Raw genomic sequence first — 25,687 nt, forward strand, 5'->3', positions numbered from 1 at the left:
GCCGTCCGCCCGGTGGGGCGACGGCACAACCTAGGCAGCCGAAAACGGCTCGCGCGCCCGGTTTACGCGGTGCTACGCGGCGGCGACGGGGAGCGTCAGCGCGGCCCGGTCCGCGCAGAACGGCGTCAGGTCCTCGGTCGTCGCGCGGGTCGTGGCGAGGTCGGCCAGCACCCGGCCGAAGGTCGGCGTGAACTTGAACGCGTGCGCCGCCCCCAGCCCGAGCAGCAGGTCCGGGTGGCCGGGGACCGCGTCGATGACGAAGTCCCGGTCGGGGGTCAACGTGTACTGGCAGGTGACGGTGCGCAGCGGCGGTCCGCTGCAGGGGACCGTCGCGGCCATGAAGTCGCACAGCTCCTGCAGGCGCCCCGGGTCGGGCACGAAGGTGCGCCGGTCCGGGTCGGTCAGCAGCTCGGAGACGTCCCGCGCCGCCTTGACCGTCGGCTCCCCGTACGTCGGGAAGCCGTAGTAGCAGACCTCGCCGTCCCAGATCCACACCGGGAACCGGCCCGGCGCGAGCTCGGCGGGACGTTCCGCGGCGAAGTAGGTGACCTGCTCCTGCATCACCCGCAGCGGGACGGCGGCGCCGAGCGGGGCGAGCAGGTGGTTGGTCCAGGCGTCGGCGCAGAGGACCACGGTCCCCGCGTGCACCGGCCCCGCCGCCGTGGTCAGCACCACCCCGTCGCCGTGTGAGTCGTCCAGCGCGGTCACCGGGCAGCGGGGCCGCAGCCGCGCGCCCGCCATCCGGGCGTGCAGCTGCAGGGTGGCGACCGTCCGGCTGGCGTGCGCGATCCCCGACGACGGGTCGTAGACGGCCGTGACGCCGTCCGGCACCCGGAACCCCGGGAACCGCTCGCCCACCGCCGCCGCGTCCAGCTCCTCGACCTCGCACCCGACGAGACGCAGGCTCTCGACGAAGTCGCTGGCCGGGCGGCGGGCGTCCGGCGGGCAGAACGTGAGCCCGCCGGTCGGCGTCAGCAGCGTCTCGCCGGTGGCGGCCTCGAGGTCGGCCCAGTCCCGGAACGCGGCGTCGGCCAGCCGCACGTACTCGGGCCGCTCGTACGCCCGGCGCACGATCCGCGAGGTGTCGTGCGAGGCGCCGCGGACGTGGCCGAGCTCGAACTGCTCGAAGCCGACGACGTCCAGCCCGCGTCGCGCCAGCTGGTGGGCGGTCGCGCTGCCGAGGGCCCCCAGGCCCACGACCGCGACGTCGACGTGCTCCATGCCCCGATCCTGCACGAGACGGTCCTGCCCGCGTGGGTCCTCCTGCGGGACCGGGCGGGCCGTCAGAGGACCCGGGCCAGGAACGCCCGGGTGCGCTCGTGCTGCGGGGCGTCGAAGACCTGCGACGGTGGCCCGGCCTCGACCACCACGCCGCCGTCGAGGAACGCGACGGTGTCGGCGACCTCGCGGGCGAAGCCGATCTCGTGGGTGACGACGACCATGGTCATCCCGTCGTCGGCGAGCCCGCGCATGACGTCGAGGACCTCCCCCACCAGCTCGGGGTCGAGCGCGGAGGTCGGCTCGTCGAACAGCATCAGCTTGGGCTGCATCGCCAGCGCCCGGGCGATGGCGACGCGCTGCTGCTGCCCGCCGGACAGCTGCCGCGGGTAGGCACCGGCCTTGTCGGCCAGCCCCACGCGGTCGAGCAGCGCGAGCGACCGCTCGCGCACCGGACCGGCGGCCTCGCGCCGGACCCGCAGCGGCGCCTGCATGAGGTTCTCCAGCACCGACAGGTGCGGGAAGAGGTTGAACTGCTGGAAGACCATCCCGATCTCGCTGCGCCGCCTGGCGATCTCGGCGTCGCGCAGCTCGTAGAGCCGGCCGCGGTGCTCGCGGTAGCCCACCAGCTCGCCGTCGACGCTGATCCAGCCGGCGTCGATCTGCTCGAGGTGGTTGATGCAGCGCAGGAAGGTCGACTTGCCCGAGCCCGACGGCCCGAGCAGGCACAGCACCTCGCCCGGCGCGACCTCGAGGTCGACGCCCTTGATCACCTCGTGCGCGCCGTAGGACTTGCGCACCCCGCGGGCGACGACCATCGACCGCGTCTCGACCGCGGGCTGCGGGGTGCTCACGCGACCCCCCTGCGGCGCGACGCGTCGCCGCGTCCCAGGCGACGCTCCAGGAACCCCTGGCCGATGCTCAGCACGGTGGTCAGCGCGAGGTACCAGAGGCTCGCGGTGATCAGGAGCGGGATGACCTCGTACGTGCGGGCGTAGATGATCTGCGCGGCGAAGAGCAGCTCGGGCAGCGCGATCACGCTGACCAGCGAGGTCGTCTTGAGCATGGAGATCGTCTGGTTGCCCGTCGGCGGGATGATCACCCGCAGCGCCTGCGGCAGCACGATGCGCGAGAACACCTGCCGGCCGGTCATCCCGAGGGCCTGCGCGGCCTGGGTCTGGCCGGCGTCCACCGACTGCAGGCCGGCCCGGACGATCTCGGCCATGTACGCGGCCTCGTTCAGCCCGAGCCCGAGGATCGCCGCCACCCACGGGGTGATCAGGACGTTCGCGCTGCCGAGCGCGAGCGACGGCCCGAAGGGCAGGCCCAGCGAGATCACCGGGTAGAGCGCGGACAGGTTGAACCAGAAGATCAGCTGCACGAGCAGCGGGGTCCCGCGGAAGAAGCCGACGTACGCGCCGGCGACCCCGGACAGGACCGGGTTGCGCGACTCGCGGGCGACCGCCAGGAGGACCCCCAGGAGCACGCCCACGACCATGGCCGCCACGGTGAGCAGCAGCGTGTTGCGCAGCCCGAGCAGGATCGAGCCGCTGAAGAGGTAGCCGAAGACGACGTCCCAGCGGAAGCGCTCGTTGGTGACCAGGCTGCTGACCAGCGCGACCAGCAGCACCACGACGACTCCGGCGGCGATCCAGCGCCCGGGGTGCTTGAGCCGGACGACCTGCAGCGGGAGCGCCGAGGAGCCGGCGCCGGGGACCGCGGACGCGTCAGCCACGCGTCACTGCCGGGTCCTTGATCGCGCCCGCGCTCACGCCCCACTTCTCCAGCGTCTTCGCGTAGGTCCCGTCGGCGACGAGCGCCTCCAGGGCCTTCTCGATCGCCGGGGCGAGCTCGGAGCCCTTGGGCACCGCGAGGCCGTACGGGGCGGGCGAGTAGTTGGCGTCGAGGACCTCGAACTTGCCGTTCGACTGCTGCGCGACGTACGCGAACGGGCCGAAGTCGCCGATCGTGGCGTCGGCGCGGCCGCTGCTCACGGCGAGGGTCGCGGCCGGCTGGTCGGGGTAGGTCGAGACGTTGATCGTCGGCTGGCCGCCGTCCGTGCAGGCCTTGATGAACGTCGGCAGGTAGTCGGTGGCGTAGATCGTGCCCTGCTGCACGGCGATGGTGTGGCCGCACATCGTGTCGAGCGTGAGCCCGAGCGGGTTCCCGGCCGGGTACATGATCGACGTCCCGCCCTGGAAGTAGCTGACGAAGTCGACGACCTTGTTGCGGGCCGGGGTGATGCCCATGGCGATCGCCGCCACGTCGTAGCGCCCGCCCTGGAGGCCGGGGATGACGCCGTCGAACTTGAGGACCTGCAGCTCCGGCTGGAGCCCGAGGCTCTGGGCCACGGCGGTGGCGATCTCGGGGTCGACGCCCTGGAGGGTCGTGTTGTCCTCGGCGTAGAACTCGAACGGCGGGTAGCCCTCGCCGGTCGCCACCGTCAAAGTGCCCTTGGTCTTCGCGGCCTCGGGCACCAGCGCCGCCGCCTCGGGCACGACGGCGTGGGCGGTGGCGGCGGACGCTGCCGGGGCCGCCCCGGCCGGTGCGGGCGCGCCCCCGTCCGCGGCGCCACCTCCGCAGGCCGAGAGGAGGAGCAGGGCGGTGGTGGCAAGCAGGGTGGTGGTGCTGCTGACCAGCCCCGAGGGGCGGCGTCCGGCGGTCTGGGCACGGGTGGGGCGAGTCGTCCGGTTCACGGGTCGTCTCCTGCGGTGCGACGTCTGGACCGGAGAGTGTGGTCCAGAGACGCCGTCCGCCCCGGGGCGCGACGGTTCAGGCGGGGCGGAAGGGGGTACCCGTCAGCCGCTCGTACGCCTGCAGGTAGCGCTCGCGGGTGGCGCTGATCACCTCGGCCGGGACGGGCGGCGGGGCGCCGCCGGAGGCGCGGTCCCAGCCGGACTCGTGCAGCAGCCAGTTGCGGATGAACTGCTTGTCGAAGGCGTCGAGCCGGGCGCCGGGCTCCCAGGTGGCGGCGTCCCAGTAGCGCGAGGAGTCCGGGGTCAGGACCTCGTCGCCGAGCACGAGGGTTCCGTCGACTCGTCGCCCGAACTCGAGCTTGGTGTCGGCGAGGATCAGCCCGCGACCGCGCGCGACCTCCTCGGCCCGTGCGTAGACCGCCAGCGTCAGGTCGCGCAGCTGCTCGCCGAGCTCGAGCCCGGTGGTCTGCACCATGGTCTCGAAGTCGACGTTCTCGTCGTGCTCGCCGAAGGCGGCCTTGGTCGCCGGCGTGAAGATCGGTTCGGGGAGGCGGGAGCCGTCGACGAGGCCCTCGGGCAGCGGCACCCCGCACACCGACCGGCTCTGCTGGTACTCCACCCAGCCCGACCCGGTGAGGTAGCCGCGGGCGACGCACTCCACCGGGACCATGTCGAGCCGCTCGCACACGACCGCGCGGCCGAAGACCTCCTCCGGCACGTCGTCGTCGCTCAGCACGTGGTTCTCGACGATGTCGTCCAGCTGCGCGAACCACCACTGCGACAGCTGCGTCAGCACCGCGCCCTTGTCGGGCACGAGGCTGTCGAGCACGAAGTCGAAGGCGCTGATGCGGTCCGTCGCCACCATCAGCAGGCCCTCGCCCTGGCCCTCCGGCAGGCCGTACGCGTACAGCTCGCGCACCTTGCCGGCGTGGACCAGCGGCAGGTCCAGCACCCCGGCGAAGCTGCCGAGGGAGGGCACGGATGCTGACCCTGGCTCGTCCATGATCACGCCACCCTAGCCTGGTGCGGAGAGCCTGCCGCACGGCACAGTGGAGGTCAGGACGGCTCGTCCCCACCACTCTCGAAAGGGCTCTCATGGCCTCGCTCTCCCGCCCCCGCAACGGTCGCGTCATCGCGGGGGTGTGCGCCGCCATCGCCCAGCGTTTCGGGGTCAGCCCCTTCCTCGTGCGGGCGGCCTTCCTCGCGAGCCTGCTGCTGCCCGGCCCGCAGATCCTGATCTACGTCGCCGGCTGGGTCCTCATCCCCGACGAGAAGTTCTGACCGTCCGCGGGGCCGGCTGCCGCAGCGGCCACAGTCCCGCGACGAGCGCCGCCAGCCCGGCCACCGCGAGCTGGGGGCGGGGGTCCGTCCGGAACCCCACCCCCGGCAGCGTCGGCAGCCCCTCGGTCGCCACCGGCTGCGCGCCCCGCACGACCGCGTCCGGCGGGTAGCCGCGGCGGACCCAGTCCGACACCCGTTCCGCCCAGCCGGACGCCACGGGCACGCGGTGCCCCGCACCACCCACCACCTCGACCCGGCCGCGCTCGCCGGTCGCCTCTCGGAACCGTCCAACGGCCACCCGCACGGGCACCGTCGGGTCGTCCGCACCCCAGACCGCGTACGTCGGCTGCGGCATCGCGGCGAGCGCCGGCCGGACGTCGATCCCGAGGTGGCCGAGCAGCGGCCGTCCCATCGCCAACCCGCTCCCGACCGCCGCCCGCACCCGGAGAGGCGCGGCAGCGAGCCGCCGGTCGAGCGTCCACGACGCCTGGTCGAGCGGGCTCACGACGGGCGCCGACAGCAGCACGGTGAACGCGACCCGCCCGGGCGCCCGCTGCGCGGCGAGCGGGACGACCCAGCCGCCCTCGCTGTAGCCGAGCAGCCCGACCCGCTCGGGGTCCACCCCGGGTTGCCGAGCGACGACGTCCAGCGCCGCGAGCGCGTCGTCGGCCAGCCCGGCGTACCCGGGCCGGAGCACCGAGGAGCCGCGCCGCTTGTCGTACGTGAGCACCGCGAGCCCGCCGCGCGCGAGCGCCTCCGCCTCGTCCGCCAGGTCCTCGCGCGTCGTCGCCCCCGACCCGGCCACCAGCACGATCCCGGGGATGGTGCCCTCGGCGCCGCGCGGTCGGACCACCCGCGCCCGCGCACCGTTCGCCGTCGTCGTGCTCGACCGGTCGACGGCCGCGTACGGGAGGTGCCGGTCGACGGGTTCGACGGCGGGGTGCGGCGCGACGTCGAGCGGGGGAAGTTCAGCGGGCGGACGCCAGCCCGGGGCGGTGGCGAGCGACACGACCAGCAGCACCAGAGCGCTCGACGCACCCACCAGCAGGGCGCGGGCCAGACGCCGACGACCCCGGTGCCCGCGACCGACCTGCGGGCCCGCGACGAGCCGGTCGGGCCCCGGTAAGCTCACGTCCCGGCCCGCACGAGCCCGACGCCGGAAGCCGTCCGGTCAGTGCTCGTGAGGGTCATCGGGGTCCGGGTCACGTCGCAGGTCGAGCAGGGAGGTGGCCTGCAGCACGAGGCGGCGCAGGTCGTCGGGCCCGTCGCCGACCAGGTGGTCGTGGGCGAGGGCGCCGCTCAGGGCCAGGGTGGCCAGGCCGTGGACCAGGGCCCAGGCGGCCGCGGCCCTGACTGCGACCTGCTCAGGGGTGCCGGGCGAGAGCGTCGCGACGCCGTCGCGGAGCCGGCGGTTCGTCCGGTCCGCCGCCGCCACCAGCCCCGGGTCGTCCGCGTGCACGAGGTCGGGCGCGTGCATCACGGCGAAGTGCCCGGGGTGGTCGACGGCGAACCGCACGTACGCCACCCCGACCTCCCGGAACCCGAGCGGCCCCGCCGCGGCGAGCGCCTCGTCGAGCAGCGCGTACCCCTCGGTCGCCAGCGCCGTGAACACGCCCTGCCGGTCCCCGAAGTGGTGCCGCGGCGCCGTGTGGCTGACCCCGAGCTCGGCCGCGACCGCCCGGAGGCTGAACGCCTCCGCCCCGTCCCGCGCGACGAGGACCGCCGCCCGCGCCAGCAGCTGCGCACGCAGGTCCCCGTGGTGGTACGACCGCACACCGGCAACTTACCGCCGACAACTTGCCGTCACCTGGTGGGCGCGAGTCCCCAGGTCTTTCACGTAAACGTGAAAGACCTCGCTCTGCACGGCAGATCTGCCGTGGTCAGTACGGAACTTTCACGTTTACGTGAAAGTCCTGGGACACGAGGGACAGCGGCCCGAGCCAGCGACCAGGGCTAGAGGACCGGGCGGGGCTCGTACGCGGCGGCGGCGGGGTGGGTGGCGGCGACGTCGGCGATGCGGGCGACGAGGGTGGCCACCTGCGTACGGGCCGTGCCGGTGAGGTCGATCGGGTCGGCGAGGGCGGCGTCGAGGGCGTCGCGGCTCATGCCCAGGCGGTCGTCGGCGGCGAGGCGGTCGAGGAGGTCGTTGCCGCCGCCCGTCTCGCGCATCCCGAGGGCGACCGCGACCGCGTGCTCCTTGATCGCCTCGTGCGCGGTCTCGCGGCCGGTGCCGTGCCGGACGGCGGCCATCAGGACCTTGGTCGTGGCGAGGAACGGCAGGTAGCGGCGCAGCTCGGCCTCGATCACGGCGGGGAAGGCGCCGAAGTCGGCGAGCACGGTCAGGAACGTCTCGAAGAGCCCGTCGATCGCGAAGAACGCGTCCGGCAGGGCGATCCGGCGGACCACGGAGTCGGAGACGTCGCCCTCGTTCCACTGGTCGCCGGCGAGCTCGCCGACCATCGAGACGTAGCCGCGGACGACCACGGCGAGGCCGTTGACGCGTTCGCAGGAGCGGGTGTTCATCTTGTGCGGCATCGCGCTGGAGCCGACCTGGCCCGGCTGGAAGCCCTCGGTCACGAGCTCGAGCCCGGCCATCAGCCGGATCGAGGTGGCGAGGTTCGACGGGGCGGCCGCGACCTGCGCGAGCGCCGTGACCACCTCGTAGTCGAGCGAGCGCGGGTAGACCTGGCCGGTGCTGACGAGCACGTTCGCGAACCCCAGGTGCTCGGCGACGCGCTGCTCCAGCGCGGCGAGCCGTCCGGCGTCGCCGTCGACGAGGTCGAGCATGTCCTGCGCCGTGCCGACCGGACCCTTGACGCCGCGCAGCGGGTAGCGGGCGAGGAGCTCCTCGACCCGCGCGTACGCGACCAGCAGCTCGTTCGCCACCGTCGCGAAGCGCTTGCCCAGCGTCGTCACCTGCGCCGCGACGTTGTGCGAGCGCCCGGCCATCGGCAGGTCGGCGTACTGGGCGGCCCGCTCCCCCAGCCGCACGAGCGCGGCGACGACCCGGTCGCGGACGATCTCGAGCGCGGAGCGGATCTGCAGCTGCTCGACGTTCTCGGTGAGGTCGCGCGAGGTCATGCCCTTGTGGACCTGCTCGAAGCCGGCGAGGGCGTTGAACTCCTCGATCCGCGCCTTCACGTCGTGCCGCGTGATCCGCTCGCGGGCCGCGATCGAGGCGAGGTCGACGTCGTCGACGACGCGCTCGTACGCGGCGATCACCACGTCGGGGTCCGCCCCGCCGAAGTCGACGCCGAGGTCGCGCTGCGCGGAGAGCACGGCGATCCACAGCCGCCGTTCCGCGACGACCTTGTTCTCCGGGGACCAGACGGCCCGCATCTCCGGGGACGCGTAGCGGTTGGCGAGCACGTTGGGCACGCTCATCGCGCGGTCTCCTCGTCGATCGTGGGGGCTGCGGCGGTGCGGGCGGCGGCCGCGGCGATGTCGTGGCGGTAGAACGACCCGGGCAGACCGATCCGTTCGATGCCGGCGTACGCGACCCCGCGGGCCTGCGTGAGGTCGGCGCCGGTCCCCACCACGGTGAGGACGCGGCCGCCGCTGCTGACGACCGTGCCGTCGGCCCCGGCTGCGGTTCCGGCCTGCACGACGAGCGCGCCGTCAGCGGCGGCCTCGTCGAGGCCGGTCAGCACACCGCCGGTCACCGGCGTCCCGGGGTAGCCCGCGGCGGCCAGCACGACGCCCACCGCCGCGTCGTCGGACCAGACCAGCTCCGGCTCGTCGGCCAGCCGCCCGGTCGCCGCCGCGTGCAGCAGCCCGCCGAGCGGCGTCTCGAGGCGCGCGAGCAGCGGCTGCGTCTCCGGGTCGCCGAACCGGGCGTTGAACTCGACCACCTGCAGCCCGCGCGACGTCAGCGCGAGACCGGCGTAGAGCAGCCCGCTGAACGGCACCCCGCGGCGGGCCATCTCGGCCACGGTCGGCTCGAGGACGCGCCGGGTGACCTCCTCGACGAGGTCGGCCGGCGCCCAGGGCAGCGGGGTGTACGCGCCCATGCCGCCGGTGTTCGGCCCGCTGTCGCCCTCGCCGACCCGCTTGAAGTCCTGCGCCGGCTGCATCGCGCGGACGGTGGTGCCGTCGGTGACCGCGAACAGGCTCACCTCGGGCCCGTCGAGGTAGGCCTCGACGACGACCCGCTCGCACCCGGCCGCGTGGGCCAGCGCCTCGGCGCGGTCCTCGGTGACGACGACCCCCTTGCCGGCGGCGAGGCCGTCGTCCTTGACCACGTACGGCGGCCCGAACGCGTCCAGCGCGGCGGCCACCTCGTCGGCGTCGCGGCACAGCCGGGAGGCGGCGGTCGGCACTCCGGCGAGCTCCATCACGTCCTTGGCGAAGGCCTTGCTGCCCTCGAGCTGCGCCGCCGCGGCCGACGGTCCGAAGCAGGCGATGCCGTGGGCCCGGACGGCGTCCGCGACGCCGAGGACCAGGGGCGCCTCCGGCCCGACGACCACCAGGCCGACGTCGAGCCGTGCGGCGAGCGCGGCGACCGCGGCGCCGTCCAGGGGGTCCACCGCGTGGTTGGTCGCGACCTCGGCGGTGCCGGGGTTGCCCGGCGCCACGTGCACCTCGACGACCTGCGGGTCGCGGGCGAGGGCCAGGGCGAGGGCGTGCTCGCGGCCCCCGGACCCGAGGACCAGGACCCGCAGCGGCGTACGGCCGTCGGGGTCGACGGACGCGTCGCGGGGTTCGGGCACGTCGCGGAAGCCTACTCAGGTGGGCGCCCGCGCACTATCGTGCTGCGATGCCCGAGACCGAGCCCGGTCGTGACTTCCCCCGCCTGCACGTACGCCCGCGGCGGGGGTGGCTGAACGACCCGAACGGCCTGGTGCGCGTCGACGGGACCTACCACGTCTTCTTCCAGCACAACCCGGACGAGCCCGTGCACGACCGGGTCGGCTGGGGCCACGCCAGCTCGACGGACCTGCTGCGCTGGACCGAGCACCCCGTCGCCCTGGCCCCGCGTCCCGGCGGCCCCGACGCCGCCGGCTGCTGGAGCGGCTGCGTCACCGACGACGACGGCACCCCGACGGCCGTCTACACCGCCGTCCCGGACCACCCCGACCACGCCCGCGCGGCGGGGGCGCTGCTCGCGCGGAGCGACCGCTCGCTGCTGGGCTGGACCGCCGACGACCGCTTCGTGGTCGGCACGCCGTCGCTCGTGGGGGTGGAGGAGGTCCGCGACCCCTTCGTCTTCCGTGTGGACGGTCACCGCTACGTGGTGCAGGGTGCGGGCGCGCGGCAGGGGCGGCCGCAGCTGCTGCTCTGGGCCGCCGACGACCTCGAGCACTGGGTGGACCTCGGTCCGCTGCTCACCACGGACGACCCGGTCGCGGCCGCGGTCGCGGAGGCGAACCTCTGGGAGTGCCCGAACCTCGTGCGCGTCCCGGCGGTGGACCCGACGGCAGAGGACGCCTGGGTCCTGCTGCTGTCGCTGTGGCGCTGGGTCGACGAGCGGCACGAGCTCGCGGGCGTGCGCTACCTCGTCGGCGACCTGCAGGCCGACGGCCCGGGGCTGCGGTTCGTGGCCTCCTCGGGCGGGGTGCTCGACGACGGTCCAGCGTTCTACGCCCCGCAGGTCCTGCCCGACGGCGACCGGGTGCTCGTGTGGGGCTGGGCCTGGGAGGTCGGGCGGAGCGAGGAGCAGGTCCGCGCGGCGGGCTGGGCCGGCGTCCTCACCTTCCCGCGCGAGCTGGCCGTGGCCGACGGGGTGCTGACGTCCCGGCCCGCGGCCGAGCTGGTGGGGCTGCGCGACCGCCCGCTGCGGGGCCTCGTCGACGGCCCCCTCGACGTCACGGCGTTCGAGCTGCGCTCGGTCTGCTCGGCCCGGCTGCGGCTGGTGGACGACGGCCGGGAGCTCTTCAGCCTCGACGTCGGCGGCTCGTCGAGCGTCCCCACGACGGTCCTGGTCGACGGCAGCCTCGTGGAGGTGTTCCGCGGGGGTGCGACGCGGACCGAACGGGCCTACCCGACGCCGACCAGCACCTGGCTCGTGGACGCCGACCCCGCGATGGTCCAGGGCTGGTCGCTGGCCCTGCCCTGACACCCCGGGCGCCGCCTCCCGGACCGGGAGGAACGGGCGCGTCGTCAACCGGCGTGCAGGGCGCGGAGCCGGGGCGGGGCGACGGAGGCACCCTGGCGCACCGGGCAGACGAAGGTGAGGCGCCGGACGGCGGAGTGGCCCTGGCGCAGCTGCTCGACCAGGAGGTCGAGGGCGTGCGTCGCGATGACCCGGTCCGGCCGTTCGACGAGGTCGATCGCGGGGACCAGCCGCCCGGCGAGGTCCTCGCCGTCGTCGAGGCTGACCAGCGACAGGTCCTCCGGCACGCGCAGGCCGAGGTCGGCGACGGCCAGCAGCGCGCCGAGGGCCAGCCGCTCGTGGGTGCAGACCAGCGCGCTCGGCACCTGCTCGGATTCCAGCAGCCGCCGCGCCGCGGCGTGGCCGTCCTCGATCTTGTGCCCCGCCCGCAGCACCACCGGCGGAGGCAGCCCGGCGCTCTCGACCGCCCGGACCACGCCCTGCACCCGCCGCTCCGAGGCCAGGCCCGCGGTGCCGGCCAGCACGCCCAGACGGTGGTGCCCGGCGGCGAGCAGGTGCTGCGCCGCGCTGGCCCCCGCTCCGACCTCGTCGGGCACCAGGGAGGAGGCGCCGAGCGAGGGGTCGAGGCAGTTGACCATGACGGTCGGCACGGCGGTCACGGTCTCCGGCAGGGGGAAGTCGACGAGCTCCGGAGCGACCACCACGAAGCCGTCCACGCGGCGGTCGAGCAGCGCGTCGACCTGCCAGGGACGCTGCAGCGCGTCCACCATCATCAGCAGGTAGCCGGCGCTGCTCGCGGCCTCGTAGATGGCGCCCAGCAGCGACAGCGGCATGTGCCGGTGGTCGGGCCAGGTCAGCACCCCGATCGTCTCGGTGCGCTTGCTGCGCAGGCTCAGCGCGACCGCGTTCGGGGTGTAGTGCAGCTGCAGCGCGGCCTCGCGCACCGCCTCCTGCTTGGCGCGGGAGATGTTGCCGTCGGCCCGCCCGTTGAGCACGAGCGAGACCGCGCTGCGCGAGACGCCCGCCAGGTCGGCCACGTCCTGTGCGGTCGCGCGACGCGTCATGCGGTCAGACTAGGGAATAATTTCCTTCGACGCCCGCACGAATCTGGCGAGAGCATGGGGGGAGGGGTCTGGGGTCAGAGGAGGCTGCGGATCACGATCGACTGCTCACGGTCCGGACCGACGCCGATGCCCGAGATGGGGGCCCCGCACAGCTCCTCGAGCCGGTTCACGTAGGCCTGCGTGTTCTTGGGCAGGTCGTCGAACGAGCGGCACCCGCTGATGTCCTCGCTCCAGCCGTCGAGCTCCTCGTAGACCGGCACGGCCCGCGCGAACTCGGACTGGGTGAGCGGCATCGAGTCGAGCACCTTGCCGTCCACCTCGTAGCCGACGCAGACCGGGATGCGCTCCCAGCCGGTGAGGATGTCGAGCTTGGTCAGGAAGATGTCGGTGAAGGCGTTCGCCCGCGCGGCGGTCCGCACGACGATCGCGTCGAACCAGCCGCAGCGGCGCGGCCGACCGGTCGTGGTGCCGAACTCGGCCCCGGCCTGGCGCAGCGTCTCGCCGTCGGCGTCCAGCAGCTCGGTCGGCATCGGACCCTCGCCGACCCGCGTCGTGTAGGCCTTCGCGATGCCGATGACGCGGTCGATCCGGGTCGGCCCGACCCCGGAACCGACGCAGGCACCGGCCGCGACCGGGTTCGACGAGGTGACGTAGGGGTACGTGCCGTGGTCGACGTCGAGGTGGTGGGCCTGGGCCCCCTCGAACAGCACGACCTTCTCCGCGTCGAGCGCGTCGTTGAGGAGCTTGGAGACGTCGACGACGTGCGGGGAGACGCGCTCGGCGTACGAGAGCAGGTGCTCGGTGATCTCGGCCGGGTCGATGGCCCGCCGGTTGTAGACCTTGGCCAGCAGGTGGTTCTTCTGCTCCAGCGAGGCCTCGACCTTGTGGGCGAGGAGCTCGGGGTCGAAGAGGTCCTGCACGCGCAGGCCGATGCGGTTGACCTTGTCGGCGTACGCCGGGCCCACGCCGCGACCGGTGGTGCCGATGCGCCGCTTGCCCAGAAACCGTTCGGTCACCTTGTCGATGACCTGGTGGTAGGGAGCGATCAGGTGCGCGTTGGCCGAGATCAGGAACGACGACGCGTGCACGCCGCGCGCCTCGAGCCCGTCGACCTCGGAGAACAGCACGTCGAGGTCGACGACCACGCCGTTCCCGATGACCGGGACGCAGCCCGGGTTGAGGATCCCCGACGGGAGCAGGTGGAGCGCGTAGCGCTCGCCCCCGACGACGATGGTGTGGCCCGCGTTGTTGCCCCCGGAGTAGCGGACGCAGAAGTCGACACGGTCACCCAGCTCGTCGGTGGCCTTGCCCTTGCCCTCGTCGCCCCACTGGGACCCCACCACAACGATGCCCGGCATGTGATCGCCGCCCTTTCGAGACGCGCGCCTGCGCGCCGAAGAGTGAAGTCCCTCGGGCGACTGCCCGGGGGACTCTTGCGCTCGGACTTTACCGGACCCGGGCCCCCGACCGCGAGCGCGCGCCCGCGGCGGGAGCCAGGCCCAGGTGGCCCGGGTCCTAGCTGCGGGCCAGGACCTCGTACGCGGTGGCGGAGGAGTCGCGCAGGAACTGCGCGCAGCGCTCCTCCTCGACGGCCTCGCCGAAGCGGCCGGCGGCCACGGACAGCGCCCACAGCGCCCGCAGGAAGCCGCGGTTCGGCTCGTGCTCCCACGGCACCGGCCCGGCGCCGCGCCAGCCCGACTTCCGGAGCGCGTCGAGGCCGCGGTGGTAGCCGGTGCGGGCGTACGCGTACGCCTGGACGTCGGCGCTGTCGCTGCCCTGGGCCAGGGCGGCCTCGGCGAGCAGCGCCCACGCGAGCGAGGAGTCGGGGTGCGCGCGCACGGCGGACACCAGCCGCGCCGCCTCGGGCGAGCCGGCCAGCTCGGTGGCCGCGGGGTCCGGCGGCAGCAGGGTGTCGGGGGTGCCCGGGCCGTGCGCCATCAGGTTCTCTCGGGTGCGGTCGCTCATGCCGCCGAGGTTAGTGCCGCGCCGGCACGCCCCCGCGCGGCTAGACCCAGCGCTTGACGCGGAAGACCACGAAGAGGACCGCGGCGACGACGACCATGATCGCGAGGGCGACCCAGAAGCCGGCGCGGCTGCCCTCGAGGGGGAAGGCGACGTTCATGCCGACGAAGCCGCTGATCAAGGTGGGCACGGCGATGATCGCCGCCCAGCCGGACAGCCGCTTCATCGTGTCGTTGCCCTGCGCGTCGGACAGCGAGAGGCTCGTCTGGACCACGGACTGCAGGGACTCGCGCAGCGCGTCCACCCCGTTGGCCACGCGGGTGTGGTGCTCCTTGATCATGGTCCAGCGGCGCCGCACCTGCGTGCCGCCGCCCGCCTTCTTGCCGGCCGGCACGGGCGGGTTGGCCGCGGCGTCGGTGAGCACCGTGCGCATCGGGTCGGTCACCCGCCGCAGCTGGTTGAGCACGGTGCGCAGCCGGAACGCGCGCAGCTGCTCGGGCCGGCCGAGCGGCTCGAGGGCGAAGAGCTGGGCGGCCAGCTCGTCGCTGGACTCCTCCATCCACTGCACGACGTTCTCGTAGGTGTTGACCACCGCGATCATCAGCTCGCGCAGCGCGGCGTCGGTCCCGCCCGTGGTCAGCACGTCGGCGTGGGCCGTGAAGAGGTCGTTGGGGCGGAAGTCGGGCGTCGGGTCGACCAGGCAGATGAGGATGCGCTCGGTCACCACCACCGACATCGGGTGGGTCCGGAGCTCGACCCGCTCGCGGTCCAGCGCGACCGTGTTCGTCGTGATGATGCGGGCGGGGCCGACCTCCTCGAACTTGGCCCGGCCGTCCTGGGCCAGCAGGTCCTTGACCACGAGGGAGTCGAGGCCCATCGACTCGGCGGCACCGCGCAGCTCACGCTCGCCGTAGCCCTGGCCCTTGGGGAGCACCCACCACGCGAACGCGTCGGAGTGCATCTCAAGCACGTCGCCGAGGTCCTCGCCCTGCAGGTCCTCCGCGATCACGCCCCTCGGCGTCCACACCCGGGACAGCGGTGCTGGCCCGGAGCGGACGACGGTGGTCACGTGCTCCAGCCTAGAGACCCTCGAACCACCCGGCGTACGGCGCTCCGTCTCGGAGGGCACCCGGTCGACGCGCCGGCGCCTGGACGACCGGACGAGGACGCACCGGGGACCTGCGGCAGACGCCTGACCCGCTGCGTCCTCGGGAGGGAGGAAGGCAGCGGGTCAGAGCGTCGACCGCGTCCGAGCGGAGCGAGGCCAGGAACTACGCCTTCGCGCTGAGCGAGGTGCCGGAGCTGCGGAGGTGCTCGCAGGCCTCGACGATGCGCTTGGCCATGCCGGCCTCGGCGAGCTTGCCCCAGGCGCGGGGGTCGTACGCCTTCTTGTTGCCGACCTCGTCGTCGACCTTCAGGACGCCGTCGTAGTTGGCGAACATGTGCCCGGCGGCCGGACGCGTGAAGGCGTACTGGGTGTCGGTGTCGATGTTCATCTTGACGACGCCGTAGTCGACGGCGGCCTGGATCTCCTCGAGCGTGGAGCCCGAGCCGCCGTGGAACACGAGGTCGAAGGGGTTCGGCTTGCCGACCTTGTCGCCGACCTGCTGCTGGATGTCCTTGAGGACCTCCGGGCGCAGCTTGACGGAGCCGGGCTTGTAGACGCCGTGCACGTTGCCGAAGGTCAGGGCGGTCAGGTAGCGGCCCTGCTCGCCGGTCCCGAGCACCTCGACGGTGCGCAGGCCGTCGCCGACGGTCGTGTAGAGCTTCTCGTTGATCTCGTGGCTGACGCCGTCCTCCTCGCCGCCGACGACACCCACCTCGATCTCGAGGATGATGTTGGCCGCCGCGCACTTCGCCAGCAGCTCCTCGGCGATCTGGAGGTTCTCCTCGAGCTCGACGGCCGAGCCGTCCCACATGTGCGACTGGAACAGCGGCAGGCCGCCGTTCTTGACGCGCTCGGCGGAGATGTCGAGCAGCGGGCGGACGAAGCTGTCCAGGTTGTTCTTGGGGCAGTGGTCGGTGTGCAGCGCGACCGTGACCGGGTAGTTCTTCGCGACCTCGTGGGCGTACGTCGCGAGCGCGACCGAGCCGGTGACCTTGTCCTTGACCGTCGGGCCGGACGCGTACTCGGCGCCGCCGGTGGAGATCTGGATGATGCCGTCGGACCCGGCCTCGGTGAAGCCCTGCAGGGCGGCGTTCAGCGTCTGGCTGGAGCTGACGTTGATCGCGGGGTAGGCGAAGGAACCCGCCTTGGCCGCGTCGAACATCTGCGCGTAGACCTCGGGAGTGGCGATGGGCATGGGTGCCCCTTTCGGTAGTCGATTCCGGGTGCGGCTGCCACCGCTGCCGGCGGTGACCATCGGCCCCAGTCTCGCAGGAGCCGAGACCTCGCTGCGACGGACGCCCTGGACCCCCACGCCCCAGTGCGCACCCGGGGCGCCCCAAACGCCCCCTGAGCCTGTCGAAGGGCCCCGGAGGGGTCGGCACTCCTCGATCGCTCGAAGAAGCCGACCTCTTCGAGGCCCTTCGACAGGCTCAGGGAGCGTTCGAGGGGGCCGGGCGCGACGCTCCTGAGCGTCGGGTAGGGAGCGCCCCCTCTGCTGCCTGGACGACGAGAGCGTCACGACAACGTTCTTCCGTCGTGACGAGGGAGGAGGAAGGCAGCAGATCCTGGGGCGGCGACCGGGCGCGAAGGAGACTTAGTTGTCGAGGCGGCTGAGGTCCACGCCGACGCGGCCGGCGGAGTAGGCGCGAGCGGTGCCGTCGAGGGTGGCCGGGTGCACGACGACCTGGTCGAGCGGCACGAGGCCGGTGGCGCCGGCCTGGTTGCGCAGCCGCAGCCGGTCGGCGCGGCCGAGACCGCCAGGGACGACCTCGAGCGCGACGAGGTCGGTCCAGCGCGAGAAGGCCGTGCCGACGACGACGCCGGGGCGTCCCATCCGGACGGCGATGCCCGGCGGCACCGTACGCAGCTCCTTGCGGGCGCGGAGGAAGCCCAGCAGCACGACGACCGTCCAGAGGACCACGAGCCCGAGCACGACGCCGGTCAGGATCCAGTAGGCCCCGCCCTGCTGCGCGATCTCGTCGTGGCGCCAGGCGTAGAAGCCGCCGAGGATGGCCAGGCTGATCCCGAGGCTGATGAGCCGGGACACGAGGTGCCGGCGACGCTTGCGGACGGTGCCCGCGAGGACCGTCGGGTCGTACGGGAGCAGGAGCTCGGTGATCGGACCACCGGCGACGGGCGCGCCGGGACCCGGCCCGCCCGGGACCACGCTCGCTGACGTCACCCCTCCATGGTGCCCGACGCCGGGAGCGGCCGGGCGCGGAGCGGCCCGTCCGGGGTCAGCTCTCGCGCGGTCCGCGCGGGGTGATCGCCATGTGGATCCGGTAGCGGTCGGCGCGGTAGGCCGACGTCGCCAGCTCGACGACCCGGTCGCCCGCGTAGGTCACCCGCTCCTGCACCAGCATCGGGGCGCGCTTGGCGATGCCCAGCGTCCGCGCCTGGTGGGCGTCGGCGGCCTCGGCGCGCACGGTCTGCTCGCCGCTGGTGACGACGACCCCGTACTCCGCGGCGAAGACGTCGTAGAGCGAGCCGAGCTCGCGGTCGAGCAGGCCGGGGAAGAGGGCGGACGGGTAGTGCCCGACCTCGTACGCCATCGGGGTCCCGTCGGCGGTGCGCAGCCGCTCCACCCGGACGACCTTGCGCCCGGGCCGGATCCGCAGGGCGTACGCGACCTCGTCGTCGGCCACCTCCTCGCGCGCCGACAGCACGACCGTCGCCGGCAGCAGCCCGCGGTCGCGCATCTCGCGGGAGAAGGAGGTCAGGTGCAGCCGGGAGTCCACCTGCGGGCCCGTCACGTACGTGCCCTTGCCGTGCACCCGCTCGAGCACCCCGCCCTCGACGAGGTCGGCGATCGCCTGGCGCACGGTGACGCGGCTGACGCCGAGCCGGGTGACCAGCGCGCGCTCGGACGGGATGGCGTCCCCGGGCGAGAGCTCGGTGCTGATCTCGTGCTCGAGGATGGTGCGCACCTGCGCACGCTTGGTCGGGGTGACCGAGGCCGGTCGGCCGTAGTGCTCGGACAACGCCACGGACCTGCGCTCCTGGGCCATCGGGGACCTCCTCGTCCAACGGACCAGACCACTCGAGTGGTCCGGACCAGTACGGACCAGTATGCGTCGCCGTTCGGACGGTCGCACAGGATCCTCAGCCGGGCTCCGTGACCTCCGCCCAGCGGCGGGACCAGTGGTACATGGCGATCGCGGCGGCCGCGCCGGCGTTCAGGGAGCGCGTCGAGCCGTGCTGCGTGATCGCGACCAGGCCCTCGCACGCGGCGACCATCTCCGGGGTGAGCCCCGGCCCCTCGGACCCGAACACCAGGCAGCAGGCGCGCGGCAGCTCGGTCGGCTCGAGCGGTCGCGAGCCCGGCAGGTTGTCGACGCCGACGAGGGTGAGGCCCGCGTCCCGGGTGGCGGCGACGAGGCCGTCGACGTCGGCGTGGTGCTCGACGTGGAGGTAGCGGTCGGTCACCATCGCCCCGCGCCGGTTCCAGCGGCGCCGGCCGACGATGTGGACGGCGCCGACGTTGAAGGCGTTCGCGGTCCGCACGATGGACCCGATGTTGAAGTCGTGCTCCCAGTTCTGGATCGCCACGTGCAGCGGCGCGCGCCGGGTGTCGAGGTCGGCGACGATCGCGTCGAGGCGCCAGTAGCGGTACCGGTCGAGCACGTTGCGCCGGTCCCCCGCGGCGAGCAGCTCGGGGTCGAACCACGGCTCGCTCGGCCACGGGCCCTCGTACGGGCCGACGCCGGGACCGACGGTCGGGTCAGCGGCGAGGCCGTCGTCGGGGTCGGCGGCGGGGCCGGGACCGGGGTCGACCAGGGGCTCCGGCTCGTCGTCGTACAGGTGCGGCACAGCCGGCGACGGTAGCGTGGTCGTCCGTGAGTGCTGACCTCGTGGGCCTGCTCCCGCTGCTGCTGCCGTCCTGGATGGACCCGGAACAGCTGGTGCGGTCCTTCGGGCCGTGGGCGCTGTGGGGCGTCGCCTTCGTCATCTTCGCCGAGTGCGGGCTGTTCGCCATCCTGCCCGGCGACTCGCTGCTCTTCACCGTGGGGCTGCTCACGGCGAGCGGCGTGGTCCCCCACTCCATGGTCTTCGTCTGTGTCGTGCTGACGCTCGCGGCCATCGCCGGGAACGTGGTCGGCTACTGGATCGGGCGGCTCATCGGCCCGCCGCTCTTCAAGCCGCGCTCGGGCCTGGTCGGGCGGATCCTGAACCCCAAGTACGTCGAGCGGACCCGGGTCTTCCTCGACCGGTACGGCTCGCGCGCGCTCGTCCTCGCCCGCTTCGTCCCGATCGTGCGGACGTTCGTGACGCTCGTCGCCGGCGTCAGCCGCATGGACTTCCGCAAGTTCATCGGCTACACCGCGACCGGCGGCGTGCTCTGGGCCTGCGGCGTGACGATCCTCGGCTACTTCCTCGGCAACGTCAGCCTGATCAAGAACAACATCGACGCCGTCCTCGTGCTGATCGTGCTCGTCTCGCTCATCCCGATGGGCATCGAGTTCCTGCTCCACCGCCGCCGGCTCGCCCACGAGGTCGACGAGATCGTCACCCCCGACGCCCCGGCGCGGACGACCACCGACTGAGCCCGGGCCCGACGCCGGCCCGCTGACCACGGGAACCCAACCCTCACCCCGGCAGATCTGCCGTGGTCGCGGTCAGGTTCCCGTGGTCACCCGTACGGGTCGGTGGTCGGTCAGTCAGTGATGCGCCGCAGCTCGGCGACGTCCTCGCTGCTGGGCACCCAGGTGCCGGCCTCGACGTTGCTGCGCACCTGGTCGATCGAGGTGGCCCCGGCGATCACGGAACCCACGGTCGGCATCGCGGCCAGGCCGCCGACGGCGACCTGGAGCATCGAGACGCCGCGGTCGGCGGCGAACTTCTCGAGCGCCTCGATCGTGTCGAAGTCGGCCTCGGCCACCCGGTCCGGCTGCGCGGCGAGGCGGCTGCCGGCGGGCGCCTCGACGCCGCGCTTGTACTTGCCGGTCAGCAGGCCCGAGGCGAGCGGGAAGTAGGGCAGCAGGCCCTTGCCCGTGTGCTCGAGGGCCGGCACGAGCTCGGCCTCGATCCCGCGGGAGAGCCAGGAGTACTCGGACTGGTCGGACACGAAGGTCTCGAGCCCGCTCGTCTGCGCGGTCCAGTCGGCGTCGAGCACCTGCCAGCCGGCGAAGTTCGACGAGCCGAGGTAGCGCACCTTGCCCTCCTGCACCAGGTCGGTGAGCACGGCGAGCGTCTCCTCGATCGGCGTGTGCGGGTCGGGGCGGTGCATCTGGTAGAGGTCGATCCAGTCGGTCTGCAGCCGGCGCAGGCTCGACTCGACGGCGAGCCGGATGTAGCGCCGCGAACCGCGCACGCCCCAGTCGGGCCCGTTCTTGCCCTGCATGTCCATGCCGAACTTGGTCGCCAGGACGACCTGGTCGCGCTTGCCCTTGAGCGCAGCCCCGAGCAGCGACTCCGAACCGCCGGCCCCGCCGTAGATGTCGGCGGTGTCGAAGAGCGTCACGCCGGCGTCGATGGCCGCGTCGACCACCCCGGGGACGTCCTCGTCGGCCATCCGCGCGCCGAAGTTGTTGCACCCGATCCCCACCACGGAGACCGTGAGGCCGGAGGTGCCGAGCTGTCGGTAGGTCATCTGCTGATCAGTCACGCCCCGACGCTAGCGCGGGCACCGGGACCGCCCGCCGGACGGATGTCGGGCGGCGCGAGGGGGGTCGCACCGCCCGACGGTCCCGGGGTGTCAGGCGGCGTCGTGCAGCGGGATCCCGTCCAGCGTCGAGGCACCGGGCTCCACGTCGGCCGTGGCCACCTTCGGTCCGGACGTCGGCACCGAGGCGGCGGCCGGCGCACCCTGGGTCTCCTCGCTGACGGCGGGGAAGCCGATCGACTCCTGGTCGGCGCGCAGGTTCCGCAGCCACCAGCCCCAGTCCTCGGGCACCAGCCCGAACGGGTTGTCGTAGCCGAGCTCGCGGGCGGCCCAGACCGGCCAGTGCGGGTTCGACAGCGCGGGCCGGCCGAGCAGGACGAGGTCGATCAGCCCGTCCTTGATCACGTCGTCGGCGTTCTGCGGCTTGCCGAGGTTCCAGCTCGCCGCGACGGGGATGCCGACCTCGCGGCGTACGCGGCTCGCGCGCTCCACGAACGCCCGCGGCTGGTTGAAGATCATCTCGTGCATGTCGTCGGTGTTGCCGCCGAAGGACAGGTCGGCGAGGTCGAGCCCGTGCTCCTTCATCCAGCCGATCGCCACCACCGAGTCGTCGAACTGCGTGCCCGCCGGGTTGAGGTCGTCCGAGCCCAGCCGCATGGTCAGCGGGATGCGCTCCGGAAGCACCGCGCGCACGGCGTCGAGGGCCTCGAGGTGGAAGCGCGCGCGGTTCTCCAGCGAGCCCCCGTACTCGTCGGTCCGGTGGTTGGAGATCGGCGAGAAGAACGACGAGCCCAGGTAGCCGTGCGCGTAGTGCATCTCGATCCACTGGAAGCCGACCTCGACCGCCCAGGCGGCGGACCGCGCGTACGAGCGGTAGAGGTCGTGGATCTCCTCGACCGTCAGCTCCTCGGGCGCGTAGGGCATGTCGCCGCCGTACGCGATCGCCGAGGGGGCCTTGGTCTGCCAGCCCTTGGGGTGGTCGGGCGGCAGCATGTAGCCGCCCTCCCACGGGGTCACGAGGCTGCCCTTGCGGCCGGTGTGGCCGAGCTGGATCGCGGGCACGCCGCCCATCGAGGAGATGATCGAGCAGACGCGCTCGAGCCCCTCGAGCTGGGACTCGTCGTAGATCCCGGCACAGCTCACGGTCGTGCGGCCGTCGGGGGTGATCGCGATCTGCTCGGGGAACACGAGCCCGAAGCCGCCGGCGGCGCGAGCACCGAGGTAGGAGACGTGGTAGTCGTCCATCTTGCCGTCGACCGAGCGGTACATCGTCATGGGCGACATGCCGATGCGGTTGCGCAGCGTGACGCCCTTGATCGTCAGGGGCGAGAAGAGGTGGGGCATGGGGAGGGACCTCCGGGTGGGCTCGACCGCCGGGGAGCGGTTGACCCCACTTCAGCAAGCGGCGACCACGCCCGCGTGACCGTCGGGTAAGCCGTCCGTAACGGTCCGCTCACGCCCGTCGTGCGGTGCCGTGAGCGACCGCGGCGGTCCCCCGGACGGGCCCTAGGAGGTCTGCGGCGGCTGGTAGCCGCCGGGGCCGGGCTGGCCGCCCTGCTGCCCCGGAGCGCCCTGCTCGGGAGCGCGGTAGCCGCCGGGCTGCCCCTGCTGGGCCGGCGGGGCGTACGCGGGCGGGGTGTAGCCGGAGGAGGACTGCGGGTCGGGCAGCGCGTCGTCGGCGCGCGGCGGCTGCGGGAGCGACTGCTGCTGCGGGGCGGGCGCGAACTGGTTCTGCGCCGGCGGCTGCGAGAAGCCGCCGGGCTGGTCGCCCTCGCCGCGGTAGGCGATCTCGCCGAAGCTGACGCTCGGGGCCTGGCGCACGGCCGGGTCGTTGACCTCGAAGTAGGTCGCCTTCTCGAAGTGCGCGAGCCCCGCGATGATGTTGCTCGGCACCGACTCGACGCGCGTGTTGTACGAGGCCACGTTCGCGTTGTAGTAGCGGCGGCCGTTCGCGATCCGGTCCTCGGTCTCGACCAGCTGCTGCTGCAGGGCGAGGAAGTTCTGGTTGCTCTTGAGGTCCGGGTAGGCCTCGACGCTGACGATCAGGTTGCGGACGGCGCCGGAGAGCTGCTCCTCCACCTCGGAGCGCTGGGCGCTCGGCAGGCCGCCGCTGTCCGACTGCGAGATCTGCGCGGCCTGGTTGCGCAGCCGGGTGACGTCCTCGAGCGTGTTCCGCTCGTGGGCCGCGTACGCCCGCACGGTCTCGACGAGGTTCGGCAGCAGCTCGTAGCGGCGGTTCAGCTCGACGTCGACCTGGCGCCACGACTCCTGGATGCGGTTGCGGCCCTTGACGAAGCCGTTGTACATCGAGAAGCCGACCAGGGCCAGGATCACCACCAGGACGAGCAGGATGATCACGATGATGATCGCGGACACGGTTCCTCCTGGGGTTCGGTCGGTTCAGGCTAGTGGCAGCGGGGTCCAGCGGGACAGGACCCGCCCGGGCCGCCGCCGGCGTCAGAGACCGAGGTCGGCCGACGACACCGCCCAGCGGTAGTCGAGGCCCTCGGCCAGCACCCGCTCGCGCGCGCCGGTGTCGCGGTCCACGACCACGGCCACGCCGACGACGTCCGCACCCTCGGCCCGCAGCGCCTCGACGGCCGTCAGCGCGGACGCCCCGGTCGTCGAGGTGTCCTCGACGACCAGCACGCGCCGGCCCTCGACCGGGCTGCCCTCGATGCGCCGCTGCAGGCCGTGCGCCTTCTCGGCCTTGCGGACCACGAAGGCGTCGAGCACCTGCGCCTCCGCCGCGGCGGCGTGCAGCATCGAGGTCGCGACCGGGTCGGCGCCGAGCGTCAGCCCGCCCACGGCATCGAAGGTCCAGTCGCCCACCAGCGCCCGCATGACGCGGCCGATCACCGGCGCCGTACGGCCGTCCAGCGTGACGCGGCGCATGTCGACGTAGTAGTCGGCCTCGCGGCCCGACGACAGCGTCACGCGTCCGTGGACCACCGCCAGCTCCGCGATGCGGCGGATGAGGAAGACGAGGTCGTCGGGGTCCGGGCGGGGTGCGTTCACGCTGCCCGACCCTAGCGGCGGCCCCGTCCGGCGAGGTCAGGCCCAGGGGTCGGGGACGAGGGTGTAGCGCGTGTCCAGGTACTCGTTCAGCCCCTCGAGCCCGCCCTCGCGGCCGAGGCCCGACTGCTTCACGCCGCCGAACGGGGCGGCGGCGTTGGAGACGACGCCGGTGTTGAGGCCGACCATGCCGGTCTCGAGCGCGTCGACCAGCCGCATCCCGCGCGCCAGGTCGCGGGTGTAGGCGTACGCGACGAGCCCGTACTCGGTGTCGTTCGCGAGCCGGATCCCGTCCTCCTCGCCCTCGAAGGTGGCGACGGCCAGGACCGGGCCGAAGATCTCCTCGCGCAGGATCCGGCTCTCCGGGCGCACCTCGGTGACGACGGTGGGGGCGTAGAAGGTGCCGGGGCCGTCGATCGACCGGCCGCCCACGACCACCTCGGCCCCGCGCCCGACGGCGTCGCCGACCAGGGCCTCCGCCTTGTCGCGGGCCGCCTGGTTGATCAGCGGGCCGATCTTGACGCCCTCCTCGGTGCCGCGCCCGACGCGCAGGGCCTCGACCCGCGCGGAGACCTTGCTGACGAACTCGTCGGCGACCTCCCGGGCCACGATGAAGCGGTTGGCGGCCGTGCACGCCTCGCCCACGTTCCGGAACTTGGCGAGCATCGCGCCCTCCACCGCCGCGTCCACGTCGGCGTCGGCGAACACCAGGAACGGCGCGTTCCCGCCGAGCTCCATCGAGGTGCGCAGCACGCCCTGAGCCGACTGGCCGAGCAGCCGCTGGCCGACGGCGGTCGAGCCGGTGAAGCTGAGCTTGCGCAGCCGCGGGTCCGCGATGATCGTCCCCGACACGGCACCCGGGTCGGTCGTGGTGACGACGTTGACGACGCCCGGCGGCAGGCCGGCCTCGGCCAGAACGCTCATCAGCAGGAGGGTCGTCAGCGGCGTGAGCTCGGCCGGCTTGACGACCGCCGTGCACCCGGCGGCCAGCGCCGGGCCGATCTTGCGCGTCGCCATCGCGAGCGGGAAGTTCCACGGCGTGATCAGGTGGCAGGGCCCGACGGGGTGCCGCGACACGATCATCCGGCCGGTGCCCTCCGGGTTGACCCCGAAGCGGCCGGCGATGCGCACGGCCTCCTCGGAGAACCAGCGCAGGAACTCGTTGCCGTACGTGACCTCGCCCGCCGCCTCGGCGAGCGGCTTGCCCATCTCGAGCGTCATCAGCAGCGCGAACTCGTCCGCACGGGCGCGTACGGCGTCGAAGGTCCGGCGCAGGACGTCGGACCGTTCACGGGGCGCCGTACGCGCCCAGGAGGCGGCCGCGTCCACCGCGGCGTCGAGCGCCGCCGCCGCGTCGTCGGCACCGCCGTCCGCGACCCGGGCCAGGACCTCGCCGGTCGCCGGGTCCTCGACCGCGAACGTCCGGCCGGACGCCGGCTCGCGCCACTCGCCCCCCACGAACAGGCCCGTCGGGACGCTCTCGAGGAGCCTCGCCTCCGCTGCGACCGTCATCGTCCGCTCCCTCCGTGCTCGTCCGTCCGCCCGACGATAGGTCTCTTCCGCTGCGGGGTCGCGCGGGGAGGGCAGAACCTGGCAGACTGCGCAGCGCGTGAATCTCGTTCGAACCGTGCCCGTCGGGCCCGGGGTCTTGGTTGACTGATCGGATCGACAACGTGCGGCACGGTGACC

At 73.5% G+C, this 25,687-nt stretch carries 24 protein-coding genes and 1 pseudogene; 3 read left to right on the plus strand and 22 right to left on the minus strand.

The features are described from left to right. Nucleotides 1-72: 72 nt before the first annotated feature. From solA to ABD665_RS09470, 5 genes and pseudogenes are all read right to left on the minus strand, one after another. Complete coding sequence (solA, locus tag ABD665_RS09450) at nt 73-1,221, minus strand: N-methyl-L-tryptophan oxidase (RefSeq protein WP_204910882.1); 1,149 nt, start codon at nt 1,219-1,221, stop codon at nt 73-75. A 62-nt stretch (nt 1,222-1,283) separates the two neighbouring features. Then, nucleotides 1,284-2,036 (minus strand): ATP-binding cassette domain-containing protein, encoded by a 753-nt coding sequence (locus ABD665_RS09455; protein WP_204913765.1) that lies wholly within the window; start codon nt 2,034-2,036, stop codon nt 1,284-1,286. 32 nt (nt 2,037-2,068) lie between these two features. After that, nucleotides 2,069-2,953, minus strand: a complete 885-nt coding sequence (locus tag ABD665_RS09460; RefSeq protein ID WP_204910881.1) for an ABC transporter permease subunit — start codon at nt 2,951-2,953, stop codon at nt 2,069-2,071. Next, entirely contained in the window at nt 2,946-3,914 is a 969-nt protein-coding gene (locus tag ABD665_RS09465; protein WP_204910880.1) for a transporter substrate-binding domain-containing protein, read from the minus strand. Before ABD665_RS09465 ends, ABD665_RS09460 begins: the two co-directional genes overlap by 8 nt. A 97-nt stretch (nt 3,915-4,011) precedes the next feature. Next, nucleotides 4,012-4,917: pseudogene (locus tag ABD665_RS09470) on the minus strand (phosphoribosylaminoimidazolesuccinocarboxamide synthase); the annotation flags it as partial. Nucleotides 4,918-5,009: 92 nt separating this feature from the next. On the opposite strand from ABD665_RS09470, the gene ABD665_RS09475 reads away from it, so the two are divergent. Continuing rightward, entirely contained in the window at nt 5,010-5,195 is a 186-nt protein-coding gene (locus ABD665_RS09475; protein WP_204910878.1) for a PspC domain-containing protein, read from the plus strand. Here ABD665_RS09475 and ABD665_RS09480 read toward each other — a convergent pair. The 4 genes from ABD665_RS09480 to purD form a co-directional block, all read right to left on the minus strand. Continuing rightward, entirely contained in the window at nt 5,173-6,327 is a 1,155-nt protein-coding gene (locus tag ABD665_RS09480; protein ID WP_204910877.1) for an alpha/beta hydrolase, read from the minus strand. The two genes, ABD665_RS09475 and ABD665_RS09480, sit on opposite strands and share 23 nt — an antisense overlap. A 39-nt stretch (nt 6,328-6,366) precedes the next feature. Beyond that, nucleotides 6,367-6,969, minus strand: coding sequence for a WHG domain-containing protein (locus tag ABD665_RS09485; protein WP_204910876.1), 603 nt, complete (start codon nt 6,967-6,969; stop codon nt 6,367-6,369). Nucleotides 6,970-7,148: 179 nt separating this feature from the next. After that, nucleotides 7,149-8,579 (minus strand): adenylosuccinate lyase, encoded by a 1,431-nt coding sequence (gene purB / locus ABD665_RS09490; RefSeq protein WP_204910875.1) that lies wholly within the window; start codon nt 8,577-8,579, stop codon nt 7,149-7,151. Next, nucleotides 8,576-9,856 (minus strand): phosphoribosylamine--glycine ligase, encoded by a 1,281-nt coding sequence (purD, locus tag ABD665_RS09495; protein WP_204913764.1) that lies wholly within the window; start codon nt 9,854-9,856, stop codon nt 8,576-8,578. Before purD ends, purB begins: the two co-directional genes overlap by 4 nt. A 95-nt stretch (nt 9,857-9,951) precedes the next feature. Between purD and ABD665_RS09500 the strand changes: the two genes are divergently transcribed. After that, the gene (locus tag ABD665_RS09500; RefSeq protein ID WP_204910874.1) at nt 9,952-11,250 is read left to right on the plus strand and encodes a glycoside hydrolase family protein; all 1,299 of its coding nucleotides are present in this window, start codon (nt 9,952-9,954) and stop codon (nt 11,248-11,250) included. A gap of 44 nt (nt 11,251-11,294) precedes the next feature. On the opposite strand, the gene ABD665_RS09505 is transcribed toward ABD665_RS09500, so the two are convergent. The 8 genes from ABD665_RS09505 to ABD665_RS09540 form a co-directional block, all read right to left on the minus strand. Then, on the minus strand, nt 11,295-12,311 hold the full coding sequence (locus ABD665_RS09505; protein WP_204910873.1) for a substrate-binding domain-containing protein: 1,017 nt from the start codon (nt 12,309-12,311) through the stop codon (nt 11,295-11,297). 74 nt (nt 12,312-12,385) lie between these two features. Beyond that, a complete protein-coding gene (locus ABD665_RS09510) occupies nt 12,386-13,669 on the minus strand; it encodes an adenylosuccinate synthase (RefSeq protein ID WP_204910872.1) in 1,284 nt (427 codons plus the stop codon). A 157-nt stretch (nt 13,670-13,826) separates the two neighbouring features. After that, the gene (locus ABD665_RS09515) at nt 13,827-14,276 is read right to left on the minus strand and encodes a DUF3151 family protein (protein ID WP_204910871.1); all 450 of its coding nucleotides are present in this window, start codon (nt 14,274-14,276) and stop codon (nt 13,827-13,829) included. A 40-nt stretch (nt 14,277-14,316) separates the two neighbouring features. After that, nucleotides 14,317-15,342 carry a CorA family divalent cation transporter gene (locus ABD665_RS09520; protein WP_204910870.1) on the minus strand — a complete coding sequence of 342 codons (1,026 nt, stop codon included), beginning with the start codon at nt 15,340-15,342 and terminating at the stop codon, nt 14,317-14,319. Nucleotides 15,343-15,544: 202 nt separating this feature from the next. Further along, entirely contained in the window at nt 15,545-16,576 is a 1,032-nt protein-coding gene (gene fbaA, locus ABD665_RS09525) for a class II fructose-bisphosphate aldolase (protein ID WP_204910869.1), read from the minus strand. 399 nt (nt 16,577-16,975) lie between these two features. Next, a complete protein-coding gene (locus tag ABD665_RS09530; RefSeq protein WP_204910868.1) occupies nt 16,976-17,563 on the minus strand; it encodes a hypothetical protein in 588 nt (195 codons plus the stop codon). Between the two features lie 55 nt (nt 17,564-17,618). Beyond that, nucleotides 17,619-18,389 (minus strand): UTRA domain-containing protein, encoded by a 771-nt coding sequence (locus ABD665_RS09535; RefSeq protein ID WP_204910867.1) that lies wholly within the window; start codon nt 18,387-18,389, stop codon nt 17,619-17,621. A gap of 94 nt (nt 18,390-18,483) precedes the next feature. After that, nucleotides 18,484-19,032 (minus strand): TrmH family RNA methyltransferase, encoded by a 549-nt coding sequence (locus tag ABD665_RS09540; RefSeq protein WP_344742409.1) that lies wholly within the window; start codon nt 19,030-19,032, stop codon nt 18,484-18,486. A 185-nt stretch (nt 19,033-19,217) separates the two neighbouring features. Between ABD665_RS09540 and ABD665_RS09545 the strand changes: the two genes are divergently transcribed. After that, nucleotides 19,218-19,925 carry a VTT domain-containing protein gene (locus tag ABD665_RS09545; RefSeq protein WP_204910866.1) on the plus strand — a complete coding sequence of 236 codons (708 nt, stop codon included), beginning with the start codon at nt 19,218-19,220 and terminating at the stop codon, nt 19,923-19,925. A gap of 110 nt (nt 19,926-20,035) precedes the next feature. Here ABD665_RS09545 and ABD665_RS09550 read toward each other — a convergent pair whose 3' ends face one another. The 5 genes from ABD665_RS09550 to ABD665_RS09570 all read right to left on the minus strand — a co-directional run bounded on the left by ABD665_RS09550 (nt 20,036) and on the right by ABD665_RS09570 (nt 25,510). Further along, nucleotides 20,036-20,986, minus strand: a complete 951-nt coding sequence (locus ABD665_RS09550; RefSeq protein ID WP_344742073.1) for an aldo/keto reductase — start codon at nt 20,984-20,986, stop codon at nt 20,036-20,038. A gap of 90 nt (nt 20,987-21,076) precedes the next feature. Then, nucleotides 21,077-22,327 (minus strand): oxidoreductase, encoded by a 1,251-nt coding sequence (locus ABD665_RS09555; RefSeq protein ID WP_204910865.1) that lies wholly within the window; start codon nt 22,325-22,327, stop codon nt 21,077-21,079. Nucleotides 22,328-22,489: 162 nt separating this feature from the next. Next, entirely contained in the window at nt 22,490-23,359 is an 870-nt protein-coding gene (locus tag ABD665_RS09560; protein ID WP_344742076.1) for a LemA family protein, read from the minus strand. A gap of 81 nt (nt 23,360-23,440) precedes the next feature. Then, nucleotides 23,441-24,001: an orotate phosphoribosyltransferase gene (gene pyrE, locus ABD665_RS09565; protein WP_204910864.1), complete on the minus strand. Its 561-nt coding sequence runs from the start codon at nt 23,999-24,001 to the stop codon at nt 23,441-23,443. Nucleotides 24,002-24,037: 36 nt separating this feature from the next. Then, nucleotides 24,038-25,510, minus strand: coding sequence for an aldehyde dehydrogenase family protein (locus tag ABD665_RS09570; RefSeq protein ID WP_204910863.1), 1,473 nt, complete (start codon nt 25,508-25,510; stop codon nt 24,038-24,040). Nucleotides 25,511-25,687 lie beyond the last annotated feature (177 nt).

Origin of the sequence: Microlunatus spumicola (genome assembly GCF_039536445.1) — a bacterium.
Lineage (GTDB): Bacteria > Actinomycetota > Actinomycetes > Propionibacteriales > Propionibacteriaceae > Microlunatus > Microlunatus spumicola.

Coding starts and splice junctions, on each gene's coding strand:
- solA (WP_204910882.1), bottom strand. CDS start 1,221: ATGGAGCACGTCGACGTCGCGGTCGTGGGCCTGGGGGCCCTCGGCAGC.
- ABD665_RS09455 (WP_204913765.1), bottom strand. CDS start 2,036: ATGGTCGTCGCCCGCGGGGTGCGCAAGTCCTACGGCGCGCACGAGGTG.
- ABD665_RS09475 (WP_204910878.1), top strand. CDS start 5,010: ATGGCCTCGCTCTCCCGCCCCCGCAACGGTCGCGTCATCGCGGGGGTG.
- purB (WP_204910875.1), bottom strand. CDS start 8,579: ATGAGCGTGCCCAACGTGCTCGCCAACCGCTACGCGTCCCCGGAGATG.
- ABD665_RS09500 (WP_204910874.1), top strand. CDS start 9,952: ATGCCCGAGACCGAGCCCGGTCGTGACTTCCCCCGCCTGCACGTACGC.
- ABD665_RS09505 (WP_204910873.1), bottom strand. CDS start 12,311: ATGACGCGTCGCGCGACCGCACAGGACGTGGCCGACCTGGCGGGCGTC.
- ABD665_RS09510 (WP_204910872.1), bottom strand. CDS start 13,669: ATGCCGGGCATCGTTGTGGTGGGGTCCCAGTGGGGCGACGAGGGCAAG.
- ABD665_RS09515 (WP_204910871.1), bottom strand. CDS start 14,276: ATGAGCGACCGCACCCGAGAGAACCTGATGGCGCACGGCCCGGGCACC.
- fbaA (WP_204910869.1), bottom strand. CDS start 16,576: ATGCCCATCGCCACTCCCGAGGTCTACGCGCAGATGTTCGACGCGGCC.
- ABD665_RS09535 (WP_204910867.1), bottom strand. CDS start 18,389: ATGGCCCAGGAGCGCAGGTCCGTGGCGTTGTCCGAGCACTACGGCCGA.
- ABD665_RS09555 (WP_204910865.1), bottom strand. CDS start 22,327: ATGCCCCACCTCTTCTCGCCCCTGACGATCAAGGGCGTCACGCTGCGC.
- ABD665_RS09570 (WP_204910863.1), bottom strand. CDS start 25,510: ATGACGGTCGCAGCGGAGGCGAGGCTCCTCGAGAGCGTCCCGACGGGC.